The sequence below is a fragment of the Croceicoccus naphthovorans genome (assembly GCF_001028705.1).
Lineage (GTDB): Bacteria > Pseudomonadota > Alphaproteobacteria > Sphingomonadales > Sphingomonadaceae > Croceicoccus > Croceicoccus naphthovorans.
The window spans coordinates 2460748-2472917 of sequence record NZ_CP011770.1; the positions used below are offsets into that span (position 1 = coordinate 2460748).

Sequence of the window (12170 nt, forward strand, 5' to 3'; positions counted from 1 at the left end):
CTCACCCGGCCAATGGGGGGCGGCGATTACCAGTGGTTGTTCGCACCTGCAAGAAAATGCTTTCAATCGTCACGAAGGGGGACTGTCGGCCTCTGTCGCAGGCGGCGTATCCTGCTCCACCGGAACCGGCCCAGCGGCCCCCGATTGCATGGCAATGATCGCCTCGAGTCGCGCCAGACGGGCGGATAGGTCGGCGCGCCATTCGTCGTCGCCATCCTCTACCGGCCGGTTAAGCAGTTCCTGCCAGATCTTGCGCGCATCCTCGAACTGGCCGGACTGCGCCAGTGCCAGACCGGTGAAGAACGGCGGCCCCGGATGCGTGGGCGCGATGTCGGACGCCTTCTGAAAGGCATAGAGCGCGGCGGGCGTGATGATCCCGCCGGTATGGCCGACCAGCGCATTGCCCAGCGCGAGCCAGAGATCGGGATCGTCCGGGTTCTTGCGCACCGCCCCGCGAAGCAGGCTGGACGCGGCCCCGAATTGACCGGCGCGGGCATAGGCATCGGCGGTAATCAGGTAATTGCGCCCCTCGCCGAATTCCTCGTCCATCATGCGGCGCGCTTCGACCAGCGTGGCCTGCCCGCTTTCGGCGTTTTCGCGCGGCTGGGTGGGCGAACCGGGTTCCGATGGGCTACCCTGTAGGGCATATCCGGCCAGCCCGACCAGCAGAGCGGCAGCGGCGAATTCTCGCCCGCCGCGCGGCATTTTCAGCACGAAGAGCATGGCCGCAAACGTCGCGATGGCAAGCCCGATGGCAATGATCCAACCCATCAGCCTTCACCCTTTCGCCGCACGAATCGTCGGCGCAGCAGCAGCACGGCCAGCAGCGCCAGAAACAGCGGCGCGGCGAACAGAGGCCATGTCAGCGTGGTCAGCTCGGGCTTGTAACTGATGTAGTCGCCATAACGTTCGACCAGCCATCTGCGGATCTCCTCCGGCTCCTCGCCCGCCTTGATCCGCGTTCGCACCTGGTTGCGCATGTCGCCCGCGATATCGGCGTCGGAATCGGCGATGGACTGGCTCTGGCAGGTCAGGCAGCGCAGCGTTTCCATCAGATCCTGCGCCTTCGCCTCCTGCGCCGGGTCTTCCAGCTGGCGATAGGCATAGGGGGCGGGCGGCAACTGGCTCTGCGCCGCGACCGGCACGGCAAGGAACAGCGCGAAAAGGGCGATCAGACGCGTCACAGCGGTGCCTCCGCGTCTTTCAGCTGGCCGAGCAGGATCGGAATGTCGGCGTCCATGATCGGGCCGATATGCTGATACCGAATCGTGCCACTGCCATCGATTATGAAGGTTTCGGGCACGCCGGACGAGCCGATGCCCAACTGCACCTCGCTGACATCGTCCTTGCCGATTCGCGCGAACGGGTTGCCGTGGCGGCTGAGGAAGCGGGCGATGTCTTCCTCTCGGTCACGAATGGCAACGCCATCAATCTCTACCCCCGCTCGGGCGAGTTGGTCGAGCTGCGGCGCCTCTGCCGCACAGGGGACGCACCAGCTGGCGAAGACGTTCAACAGGCGCGGGCTACCCTTGCGGAAATCGGCGGTACTAAGGCCGGGGCGGTCCGCCGATCCCGGCGGCAGGTCGAATTCGGGCAACGCCTTGCCGACCATCGCGCTTTCGATCTCGCGATCCGCCGGGCGGACCAGACCGTTCATTACCAGCACGAAAAACGCGCCGAACAGGACCAGCGGCAGCCAGATGGCCCACTTCTTGCCCTTTCGCGCGGGGTCGGTCGATGCGCTCATTCGGCAGGCTCCGGCACGGCACCGGGCAGCGGGTTATTCTCACGCCGCATTTCGATCCGGCGGCGCTGTGCACCGCGGCGAACATCGCCCATAACCCGCCCGACCAGCGCCAGCGCGCCGCCCAAGGCGATGAGAAAGCCGCCCAGCCAGATCAGGGGCACGAACGGCTTCCACCACAGGCGAAGCTGCCAACGTCCATCCAGCCCCTGTTCGCCAAGAACGGCGTAAAGCTGTCCGTTCCATCGCGTCGACAGCGCCGATTCGCTCGTCGTCATCGGCGGCTGGGTGAAATTGCGCGACTGCGGGTGTAACGTGATCGGCGCGCCACCTTGATACCGCGCGATCATGTTGGCCTCCAACGCCGTCCAGTTCGGGCCTGCAACAGGCTCCACCCCAGCCAATTCGACTGACCACGGGCCGACCGTGACCGTGTCACCGGCCTTGGCGGCGACCAGCTTCTCGGTCGAAAATGCACTTTCACTCGCCATGCCGAACAGCGCGACGGCCAGTCCGAAATGCCCGACGACCATGCCCCATGTGGGCAGCGGCGTACGCCGAAGATCGCGACCCACCAAGGGCAACAGGCTGCCGATGCCAAGACCAAGGGAGAGGCCAAGGCCGAGCAGCGGCAATATCCCGATCCCCGGCACGAGCACCGCTGCACCGGCCAGCACCAGTGCAGTCAGAACCGCAGGCAGGACCAAGATCTTGGTGATCCGCCCGAAACTGTCCCGCCGCCAGCGAAGCAGCGGACCTATGGCCATCACCACGATCATCGGGATCGCAAAGATCGCACCAACCGGGTTGAAGTACGGCGGCCCAACCGAAACCTTCGTATCGAACGCCTCCGTCAACAACGGATAGAGCGTGCCGAGCAGCACGATGCCAAGGATCGCCGAGAGCGCGACGTTGTTGAACACCAGCCCCGCCTCGCGGCTGACAAGGCTGAACTGCTTGCCTTCCGAAACCGTGCTCGCCCGCGCGCCGAACAGCGCCAGTGCGCCGCCGATATAGATCGCCAGCAAGGCAAGGATGAACGAACCGCGCTCCGGGTCGACGGCGAACGCATGCACGCTGGTCAGGATGCCAGAGCGGACGAGGAACGTGCCCACCATGCTCATCGAAAAGGCCACGACGCCCAGCATCAGCGTCCACGTGCGCAAGGCATCGCGCGAAACCAATACCGAGGCGGAATGCAGCAGCGCCGTCGCCGCCAGCCACGGCATCAGCGAGGCGTTCTCCACCGGGTCCCAGAACCACCAGCCGCCCCAGCCCAGCTCGTAATAGGCCCAGTAAGAACCGGCGGTGATGCCGACGGTCAGGAATATCCAGCTACCCAGCACCCAAGGCCGCATGGCGCGGGCAAAGGCGGGGCCGACCTCGCGCGTCAGCAGCGCTCCAACCGCGAAAGAGAACGCCACGGACAGCCCGACATAACCGATGTAAAGCGTTGGCGGGTGGAAGGCCAACCCGATGTCCTGCAACAGCGGGTTGAGGCCGTTCCCCTCCGGCACCGGACGCGGCAGGCGTTCGAACGGATTCGAGCTGAACAGCAGGAACGCGTAGAAGCCGAGCGACACGAAGGCCTGCGCGGCCAAAGTCGCGATCATCGTGCGTTCGGGCAGCCGCCGCTCGACCAGCGCCACGAAAGAGCCGGACAGGGCCATGACCGTGACCCACAACAGCATGGATCCTTCGTGGTTGCCCCAGGTACCCGCTAACTTGAAGATGAACGGCTTGGCGCTGTGTGAATTGGCCGCCACCAGCAGGACCGACAGGTCGGTGCGCAGGAACAGCCAGACCAGCATCAGGAACGACAGGCCGACCAGCGGCCCCTGAATGATCGCGGCGGGGCGCACGATCCCGGCAAAATCGCCATCGGCCAGCCGCCCCAGGGACATCGCACCGGCGAACAACTGCAACAGCGCCAGCGCGGCGGCAAACCACAGCAGGGCAAGACCGGCTTCTGCAATCATTCGGTTTCGGCCACCACTGCCTTGGCTTGCGCCTTGGACATGTCTTCCAGCTCGCGCGGCATATAATTCTCGTCATGTTTGGCCAGCAGACTATCGGCCACGAATGTCCCGTCGGGAGCAAGTCGACCATCGGCGACCACGCCCGATCCTTCGACGAACAAGTCGGGCGTGATGCCGGTATAGCGCACCGGCACCGTCGCCTCGCCATCGCCGACGATGAAGGCCACGGTCACACCATCGGGCATCGTCTTGATAGAACCTTCCTGCACCATGCCGCCAAGCCGCACCGCGCGGCCAGCTTCGGGCGGATCGGATGCGATATCGCTGGGCACATAGAAATAGCTGGCCTGACCGCGCAGACCCCACGCCGCCAGCAGCGCCGCGCCGACCAGGACGACCAGCGCCAGCACGACCAGCGCCAGACGCTGGTGCTTGGGTTTCAGGGCCGTGCTCATTTTTGCTCCCGCACTTTGTCGCGCCGTGCCTCTTCCCGGCGCATCGCGATCCATGACCATGCCACCATGCCCAGCGTGCCAATGACGCCAATGGCATAGGCCGCGATCACGAACGGCCAGTGGTTCAGCCCCTCGCTCATGCCGAGATCCCTTGCAACGCTTCGCTGGCCATAGCGCGGCGGCGCAAGCGCGCCTCTGCCTGGAAGTTGGCCAAGATCGCCCGCATCCGCGCCAGCACGACCCCGCCGAACAGCAGGGAAAAGCCCAGCGTCGCGATCAGCAGCGGCCAAAGAAACGCCGGATCGATGGCCGACTTGCCCATCGTGATGCTGGCCGGTTGGTGCAGCGAATTCCACCACACGACCGAACGATTGATGATCGGTACATTAATCGCCCCGACCAGCCCGAAAATCGCGACGACACGGCTACCCCCGCCGATCCCGTCCTTCTGCGCGGCCCCGGCCAATGCAAGATAGGCGAAATAGAGGAACAGCAAGACGAGCATCGAGGTCAGACGACCGTCCCAAACCCACCACGTGCCCCATGTCGGGCGACCCCAGATCGAGCCGGTTGCAAGGCAGATTGCGGTAAACACCATGCCCGGAACCGCAGCGGCGCGGGCGGCAATCGTGGCCAGCGGATGCCGCCAGACCAGTTCCACCAGCGAGGCGATCGCGATAGTCGTCCACCCGCCCATGCCGAGCCATGCGCTGGGTACGTGAATGTAAAGGATGCGCACCGTGTCGCCCATCAGGCGGTCGGCAGGCGCGAACCACAGGCCCCACGTCAGCGCCGCGCCCGTCAATAGCAAGCCGGACACCAGCAAGAGCGGCGTCAGCCAGCGCGCAAAGCGCAGGAATCGGGCGGGATTGGCGAAACCGTGCATGTGTTCGTCTTGTCGCGGCCCGCTTTGGCAGCGCGCGCGCGGAACCGCAAGGGATCGACTCGCCCGCCTTGCCCTAAAGCATGAGGTTGCGCCCGATTTTCAGGCGATCAGCGCCCGATCGCCCGCCTTGCCATGGCATCGGCAACGCGGTTCGCGGCGGTGCCGGTGCTGGCCGCCTCTTGCCAGATCGCCTCCAGACGCTCTGGGATCTGCTCGATCCGCCCGTTCGCGTCTTCGATGGTCGCCGACGGGCCGCCACGGGCAAGATATTCGACCATCACCGAGATGATGCCGCCCGCGTTGATCACATAGTCGGGTGCAAACAGAATGTCGCGTTTCGCCAGCAGGTCTCCATCCTTGACGGTGGCAAGCTGGTTGTTCGCTCCGCCCGCGACGATAGCGCAGTCCAGCGCGGCAATCGATTCGGGGGTCAGGATCGCGCCCAGCGCATTGGGGCTGAACACGTCGCACGGAACCGTCATGACCTCGTCCGCCGACACGGCCTTGCCGCCCAATTCCGCGGCCAGCTTCGCCGCGCGGTCCGCATTCACGTCGGCCAGCGTCAGCACCGCGCCCTCGTGGGCGAGATGCCGCGCAAGGCCGGACCCGACGCTGCCGGTGCCCTGCAACGCGATGTGCACGCCCGCCACGCTGTCCTTGCCCAGCTTGTGCTTCACCGCCTGCTTCACGCCAAGGAAGATGCCGTAGGACGTGAAGGGCCCGGGATCAGACCCGACCATCGGCTCACCGCCCTTGGCAGGCAGGCCGGTGACGAAATCGGTCCGCTGATTGACCAGCGCCATGTCCGCCTCGGTAATGCCGACGTCTTCCGCCGTCACGTATTGGCCGCCCAGCTTTTCGATGGCCTCGCCGAAGGCCAGCATCATCGCGTCGGTCTTGGTGCGGTCGGCATCGGCCAGGATCACCGCCTTGCCGCCGCCGATGGGCAGCCCAGCCAGCGCGTTCTTGTAGCTCATCCCCTGCGACAGGCGCAGCGCGTCGGTCAATGCGGCGGCGCTGTCGGCATAGTGCCAGAACCGGGTGCCGCCCGCAGAGGGGCCGAGGTGGGTCGAGTGAATGGCAATGATCGCGCGCAGCCCGCTCTTGCGGTCGTGAACAAGGGTGACCTTTTCGTGGTCATCGAACGCGGGATTGTTCCACATATGCGCTGCGCCGCCTCTCCATATCATCGGATGGTGCGGGCATGGTCGCCGCACGATCCGGCAGTGCAGGCTGGGGCGACCGAGGGGTCTCGAACCCCCGACCTCCGGTACCACAAACCGGCGCTCTAACCAACTGAGCTACGGTCGCCACAAAGCCTTGTTAAACCCGTCGGACGACGGGCAGGGCTGGCCTGTTTTCACTGCCGCGACGGCGCGTCAAGCGCTATCGGAGGCGGGACGCGCCTGTTGCACAAGCGATGCGTAAAGGGAAGCAAAAAAGAAGCGGTAGCGACAACTGCGCAATATTATTACGCGGGCCGTCAGCCCCCCTCACCCCAACTGCGCGACACGATCCGCGCCGGCTCCAGCCGCGCGTCGATCAGCACGCGTTCTTCCAACACAACCGAATCGACCTGGACCTGCAAGCGTGCCTCGAACCAGCGACTCGCCACGCCAAGATGCCGCATCTGAGACGGCCCGATCGGCGCCCCCTGCGCGGCCAGCGGTGCGATAGCGGCGGACAGCGACTGCCACCCGGTCGCCGGACGCGATTCGAGCAGGGCGCGCACGCGGTTCACATCCAACGTATCCGGGGTCAGCGCCGCGACAAGCCGGGCCTGGTCCGGGCGCAGGGTGTTGAGGTTGATCACCGCATCCTCGCCCCCCGGCAATGCGCAGAGCCACGGGCGCAGACGCTGAAAGATCGGCTCTTCCATCCCCCGCACGGCGCGAAGCTCGGTAATGTCGACGATCCGGCGACCCGGCGTGCGATAGGGCGTGGCCAGCCCCTGATAGTACCCATCTTCGGCCCCGTTGATCTGGGGGTCCTGATCGCTGTCGATCCAGTCGACCAGCGAATCGCTAACGATGATCGCCTGATCGGGAGGCACTTCCAGCAGGTCCATCAACCGCCGGAACTGGTTCAGCGCGCTGAGGTTCATCCGCGTCGATTTGCCCTCGCCAGAAACCAGCGCGTTGACGTTGAAGCAGTTGCCCCGGTCGCTGACGGTGACCGTCACGCTGCCGCGCGAGAGCGGCAGCGGGGTCGCGGTATCGAGCAACCCGCCGGGATCGACTGTCCGCGTCCGATCAATCGCCACCAGTGCGCCCAGCCGCGATGCGACGATGTTCTCCGCCGACAGCGCATAGAGCCGCGCCTGCGCCATCGCCTGTGCATTGACCGCCAGCCGCGTGGCAAGGTTCAACCGTTCCAGCATCATCGCCGCGATCACCGCCATGACCGCGACCAGCAACAGCACCGAAAGCAGCGCCGCCCCGCGCCCCTTCGCGCGCATCCATTCGGGTGTGGCGCGCCGCATCACTGGTAGTTCGATCCCACCAGCGCGACGATGCGCAACTCGGTTCCGTCGGCCTGCGGCAGCAGCAGTTCGACCGCCGTCGGCAGGTCTGTCTGCTTTTCGGGCTGCCAGCGGTCGATCCAATTCCCCTCAGGCGCGCGGAACCGCAGGCGCGGCTGTCCCGACACTTGCGCCATCGGCGAAGGTTCGGGCCGGGATGCGCCATCGGTGAACGGCATGCCGATGCGCACCAGCCGCCCGTTCTCGACCCGCCAGATCACGCGTTGCAAAGACGAACGCGCTTCTCCGCCGGGATTGTCCCAGCCGCTGCGCGTCAGCGCGATCAGCGCGCCGTCTGCCCCGTCCTCCATCGCCGCGTGCATCAGCCCGCCCTCATCCCGTGCGGGACGGGCGGCCGCCTGCGCCAGATCGGCGGTCCAGACCGCGATAAAGCGCCGCTGATCGGCAATTCGCTGCGTCGCATTACGGCCCGAAATCTCGGCATCGACCGAAAAGCGCAGCATCGCCAGCGCCCCACCCGCGATCACCGCGAAAATGACGAGCGCGACAAGCATCTCGACGAGGGTGAAACCATTACGCCTCATGTCGGCGCGATCCGGTAGAATTCGTAGGTAACCGCGCTCGATTCACGCCCCGGCGTGGTTTCGCGAACCGAAAGGACGATGCGGATCGTGCCCGCGAATTCTTCCGGCGCGTCGACAGTCCGGCTCCACGCGAACTGCCGCCCGGCATTGGCGACCTCTCCGCTATCATCGCCCAGCGCGGGTGGGATCGGATCGGTCAGCCACTCAGCGGCAAGGTTCTGCGCGGTAACCTCTCGCAACAACCGCTGATCCAGATCGGCGGTTCGGGCGATCGACGCGCCTTCCATCCGCATCAACGTCAGCCCGGCAATGGCGAAAATCGCCAACGCGACGAGCAGTTCGATCAGGGTAAATCCGTTGCGGCGGAGGTTGGGCATGGATTGATTCGGGCGGACATTCACGGCGCGGTCACGGCAATTTCGCCGTTGCGGCGCAGGACTACGACCACTGCGTTGCCGTCATGTGACAGGACAATGCGCGCATCTTCGCTGGCAAGGCCGAGCGGGTCGAACAAGATCCGGCGGTTGGCGGAATCGCCTTCGTCCGCACCCTTCCCTTCGAAAGCGGCGACCGTGCCGCGTTCCCAGTCGGTCGCCTCCAACGCGCGCCCATCCAGCGGCAACCACCGGCCATCGACGCGCCTCTCGTAGTAATACCCTGCCGGGCCGACCACCGCCGAAACCGACGCGGAGGTCGTAATCGCCTGGTCTCGCGCGGCAATGGTGCGCGCTGCAAACCGCTCCGCCTCTCGCCGCAGGTCCGCACGGCCATCGGGCAGCGTCATCAAGGCGATCCCGGTCATCAGTGCGACGATGAACAGCACGACCATCAGCTCTATCAGGCTGAAACCGTTGCGCGGGCGGGCTGGTCCGGTTAGGCGGGGCATGGCGGGATGAGGCTATGCGCCACTGTCGTCCACCTCGCAAGCTTGGCTTGGCGAAGTCACATCGATGACCTATCTGCCTGAACGATGACGGATTTCGGCGAAGCGGTGACGGCCCATGTGCGATCATGGCCCAAGGTGCAGAAAGTGCCCGCGCCCAAGCTGGAGCTGTTTACCGTGCGCGACTTCGTGCCCGAGGCTATGCGCGCCAACCTGATCGCGCTGATCGACACAAAGCGCCGCCCTTCGACCATCGCCGACCCTAACGGCGACGACTATTTCCGCACGAGCGAGACCTGCGACCTGCCGCCCGACGATCCGCAGGTGCAGGCGCTGCGCGACTTGTTCACACGTATATCGGGCATCGACATCGCCTATGCCGAGCCCTCGCAAGGTCAGCGATACGATGTGGGGCAGGAATTCAAGAATCACACCGACTATTTCGAACCCACCGGCGCGGACTTCCAGAAATATTGCAGCGTCGCCGGACAGCGTACCTGGACCTTCATGGTCTATCTCAACGAGCCGGAAGCGGGCGGTGCGACCCGGTTCAAGGTCGCGGGCAAGACCTTTCAGCCCGAGGCCGGTCGCCTGGTCTGCTGGAACAACATGCGCGCCGACGGCACCCCCAATCCCGCCACGCTCCACCACGGGATGAAGGTGCGCAAGGGCGTTAAATACGTGATAACGCAGTGGTACAGGGAGCGTCCCTGGAAATAGGCGCGACACCAGGGGGTTGGTCATGAAACTGAAAAAGCCGGGAAAACCGGTACTGACCGGAACGCGCATCGTTTTGCGACCGATCACGGCGGATGATGCCGATTGCGTGTTTGGCGGCATGGATGACGCGGAAGCGAATCGCCTAACCGGCAGCCACGGCGAATTCCCCTATGACCGCGTTGCCGCCCACTGCGCCCGCGTTGCAAAGGCGGACGACCGCTGGGACTATGCGATTACCGTCGATGGCCGGATGGTCGGCGAAGTCGTGCTGAACGAAGTCGACGAAGACAATTCCAGCGCCAACATCCGCATCGTGATCTGGGATCCGGAGGCCCGCAGCAAGGGTTACGGGACAGAGGCTATGGAACTGCTGACCCGATTTGGCATCGAAGAGGTCGGCCTGCACCGCATCGAACTGGGCGTCTTCGCGTTCAATCCGCGGGCAATCCGATCCTACGAAAAAGTCGGCTATGTTCACGAAGGCACCCGCCGCCATGCGCTGCTGTGGGATGGCGAATGGATCGACCAGCACACGATGGGCATGCTGGCCAGCGATTGGGCTGCACGCACGGCTTAGTGTGCGGGCTTGCGCCCCATCATCGCGGGCAGCTTGTGCAGGAAGAACACGATCACCGCGCCAAGGATCAGGCCAAGAAAGGCCGAGGCAATTGCGTAAGTCAGCCAGCCTAGCAAACCCGATAGCGCACCGGTCGCGTGTTCGACTGCGTGCTGCACGGTGTGGACCATGTCTGACGGGGCATGAAGGCCCAATTCGTGCGTGCCGTGCAGCACGATGCCGCCGCCAACCCACAACATCGCCGCAGTCCCGACAATCGACAGGAAGATCATCAGCTTCGGCATCAGCGCGAGCAGGAAATCGCCAACGCTCTTTGCCGTCTGTGACGCGCGCTGCTTCAGGTGGAGGCCGATATCGTCCATCTTCACGATCAAGGCCACCGCGCCATAGACAAGCACGGTGATGCCGATACCCACGGCAGCCAGAGCAACACCGCGCACCAGTAACGAACTACCGGCGACTTCGCTCAGCGAGATCGCCATGATCTCTGCCGAAAGGATCAGGTCGGTGCGGATCGCGCCCGCAACACGCTGCCGCTCAAATTCAGCAACGTCGGTGATCTTGTCGTCCAGCGTCTTGCCGTGCTTGTCGCCGCCCAGCTTCTCGATGATCTTTTCCGCGCCTTCGTAACACAGGAACAGCCCGCCCATCATCAGGATCGGCGTGATCGCCCATGGCAGGAATTCGCTGAGCAACAGCGCGGCGGGCAGCAGGATCAGCAGCTTGTTGCGGAACGATCCCTTGGCGATTTTCCAGATGATCGGCAATTCGCGCTGCGGCGTGAAACCGGTAACGTAAGACGGCGTGACCGCCGCATCGTCAATGACGACACCCGCTGCCTTTGACCCCGCTTTGGCGGCCCCGGCGGCGACATCGTCCATGCTGGCGGCGGCGGCGCGGGCGATCAGGGATACGTCGTCAAGCAGCGCGACTAAGCCAGAGGGCAAGGCATTTCCTTTCGAAGAACTGTCCCGGACAGACGGTTCGCCCCCTGCCTGGTTCCCGCTTAGCGTGCGCACCCCAAAACGAAAAGGGCGGCCCCGCAGGGCCGCCCCATCGTGTTCGGTATGCTCGAACCGCTTACTTCTTGAGCTTGAGCCCACCGAAGCGCTGGTTGAAGCGGGCCACGCGGCCGCCTTCGTTCACCACGCGGTTGCCGCCGGTCCATGCCGGGTGGCTGGTGGGATCGATTTCGAGCGTCAGCGTGTCGCCTTCCGAGCCCCAGGTGGAGCGGGTTTCGAACACGGTGCCGTCGGTCATCTGCACCTTGATCATGTGGTAATCGGGATGGGTATCGGCCTTCATGGCGGTAATCTCCGTTGATGCGCCGGTTCCGACCGGCAACACGGGGTGTTCGCGAAAGCGGCGCGCATAGCGGTGAGCCGCGGGAATTGCAAGCGTGGAGGGCCGGCCCTACTTTTCGATCATCGCGGTGAACTCGCACTCGCAAGTTACCGTGCCGTCGATCGAGGCCTCGCCCGCGAACTTGCAGATGCGGGCGCGCTTGTGAATGAACTTCACTTTCAGGTCGAGCAGATGGCCCGGCTCTACCGGAGAGCGGAACTTCGCCTGATCGATGGCGAGGAAATAGACCAGCTTGCCCGATCCCTCGAGGCCCAGCGCCTTGACCGCAAGCAGCCCCGCCGCCTGCGCCAACGCCTCTACCTGCAACACACCGGGCATGATCGGCTTGCCGGGGAAGTGGCCCTGAAAGAAATCCTCGTTGAACGACACGGCCTTGACCGCGTGAATCTCGCTTTCGGGATCCAGCGAAACGACCCGATCGACCAGCAGCATCGGATAGCGATGCGGCAGGAGTTCCAGCACTTTCGTCAGGTCGAAACCGGTGTCGCTCATCGA

General features: G+C 64.7%; 17 protein-coding genes and 1 tRNA gene. 2 read left to right on the top strand and 16 right to left on the bottom strand.

All coding sequences use genetic code 11. The features are described from left to right. Positions 1-69 precede the first annotated feature (69 nt). From AB433_RS12400 to AB433_RS12455, 13 genes are all read right to left on the bottom strand, one after another. The gene (locus AB433_RS12400) at positions 70-771 is read right to left on the bottom strand and encodes a tetratricopeptide repeat protein (protein ID WP_047821350.1); all 702 of its coding nucleotides are present in this window, start codon (positions 769-771) and stop codon (positions 70-72) included. Continuing rightward, the gene (locus AB433_RS12405; RefSeq protein ID WP_047821352.1) at positions 771-1184 is read right to left on the bottom strand and encodes a cytochrome c-type biogenesis protein; all 414 of its coding nucleotides are present in this window, start codon (positions 1182-1184) and stop codon (positions 771-773) included. Before AB433_RS12405 ends, AB433_RS12400 begins: the two co-directional genes overlap by 1 nt. After that, positions 1181-1747 (bottom strand): DsbE family thiol:disulfide interchange protein, encoded by a 567-nt coding sequence (locus AB433_RS12410; protein ID WP_047821354.1) that lies wholly within the window; start codon positions 1745-1747, stop codon positions 1181-1183. Before AB433_RS12410 ends, AB433_RS12405 begins: the two co-directional genes overlap by 4 nt. Continuing rightward, complete coding sequence (locus AB433_RS12415) at positions 1744-3723, bottom strand: heme lyase CcmF/NrfE family subunit (RefSeq protein ID WP_047821356.1); 1980 nt, start codon at positions 3721-3723, stop codon at positions 1744-1746. The genes AB433_RS12410 and AB433_RS12415 overlap by 4 nt, the downstream gene beginning before the upstream one ends. Further along, on the bottom strand, positions 3720-4178 hold the full coding sequence (gene ccmE, locus AB433_RS12420; RefSeq protein WP_047821358.1) for a cytochrome c maturation protein CcmE: 459 nt from the start codon (positions 4176-4178) through the stop codon (positions 3720-3722). Before ccmE ends, AB433_RS12415 begins: the two co-directional genes overlap by 4 nt. Further along, on the bottom strand, positions 4175-4318 hold the full coding sequence (locus tag AB433_RS20865; RefSeq protein WP_169749355.1) for a hypothetical protein: 144 nt from the start codon (positions 4316-4318) through the stop codon (positions 4175-4177). Before AB433_RS20865 ends, ccmE begins: the two co-directional genes overlap by 4 nt. Further along, positions 4315-5064 (bottom strand): heme ABC transporter permease CcmC, encoded by a 750-nt coding sequence (gene ccmC / locus AB433_RS12425; RefSeq protein ID WP_047821361.1) that lies wholly within the window; start codon positions 5062-5064, stop codon positions 4315-4317. The genes AB433_RS20865 and ccmC overlap by 4 nt, the downstream gene beginning before the upstream one ends. Before the next feature lie 107 nt (positions 5065-5171). Further along, complete coding sequence (locus AB433_RS12430) at positions 5172-6227, bottom strand: Glu/Leu/Phe/Val family dehydrogenase (RefSeq protein ID WP_047821363.1); 1056 nt, start codon at positions 6225-6227, stop codon at positions 5172-5174. Between the two features lie 71 nt (positions 6228-6298). Then, positions 6299-6375, bottom strand: a tRNA-His gene (locus AB433_RS12435). Between the two features lie 172 nt (positions 6376-6547). Further along, complete coding sequence (gene gspK / locus AB433_RS12440; protein ID WP_047821365.1) at positions 6548-7546, bottom strand: type II secretion system minor pseudopilin GspK; 999 nt, start codon at positions 7544-7546, stop codon at positions 6548-6550. Next, positions 7546-8130: a type II secretion system minor pseudopilin GspJ gene (gspJ, locus tag AB433_RS12445; RefSeq protein WP_047821367.1), complete on the bottom strand. Its 585-nt coding sequence runs from the start codon at positions 8128-8130 to the stop codon at positions 7546-7548. Before gspJ ends, gspK begins: the two co-directional genes overlap by 1 nt. Further along, on the bottom strand, positions 8127-8507 hold the full coding sequence (gene gspI, locus AB433_RS12450) for a type II secretion system minor pseudopilin GspI (protein ID WP_047824027.1): 381 nt from the start codon (positions 8505-8507) through the stop codon (positions 8127-8129). The genes gspJ and gspI overlap by 4 nt, the downstream gene beginning before the upstream one ends. 20 nt (positions 8508-8527) lie before the next feature. Continuing rightward, complete coding sequence (locus AB433_RS12455; protein ID WP_082134919.1) at positions 8528-9016, bottom strand: GspH/FimT family pseudopilin; 489 nt, start codon at positions 9014-9016, stop codon at positions 8528-8530. An 84-nt stretch (positions 9017-9100) separates the two neighbouring features. Between AB433_RS12455 and AB433_RS12460 the strand changes: the two genes are divergently transcribed. Both AB433_RS12460 and AB433_RS12465 read left to right on the top strand, forming a co-directional pair. Further along, positions 9101-9733, top strand: coding sequence for a prolyl hydroxylase family protein (locus AB433_RS12460; protein WP_047821369.1), 633 nt, complete (start codon positions 9101-9103; stop codon positions 9731-9733). Between the two features lie 22 nt (positions 9734-9755). Further along, positions 9756-10310, top strand: coding sequence for a GNAT family N-acetyltransferase (locus tag AB433_RS12465; RefSeq protein WP_047821371.1), 555 nt, complete (start codon positions 9756-9758; stop codon positions 10308-10310). On the opposite strand, the gene AB433_RS12470 is transcribed toward AB433_RS12465, so the two are convergent. The 3 genes from AB433_RS12470 to fabZ form a co-directional block, all read right to left on the bottom strand. Further along, positions 10307-11257 (bottom strand): DUF808 domain-containing protein, encoded by a 951-nt coding sequence (locus AB433_RS12470; RefSeq protein WP_047821373.1) that lies wholly within the window; start codon positions 11255-11257, stop codon positions 10307-10309. The two genes, AB433_RS12465 and AB433_RS12470, sit on opposite strands and share 4 nt — an antisense overlap. 133 nt (positions 11258-11390) lie before the next feature. Further along, on the bottom strand, positions 11391-11615 hold the full coding sequence (rpmE, locus tag AB433_RS12475; RefSeq protein ID WP_047824031.1) for a 50S ribosomal protein L31: 225 nt from the start codon (positions 11613-11615) through the stop codon (positions 11391-11393). 108 nt (positions 11616-11723) lie between these two features. Continuing rightward, positions 11724-12167 carry a 3-hydroxyacyl-ACP dehydratase FabZ gene (fabZ, locus tag AB433_RS12480; protein WP_047821375.1) on the bottom strand — a complete coding sequence of 148 codons (444 nt, stop codon included), beginning with the start codon at positions 12165-12167 and terminating at the stop codon, positions 11724-11726. Positions 12168-12170 lie beyond the last annotated feature (3 nt).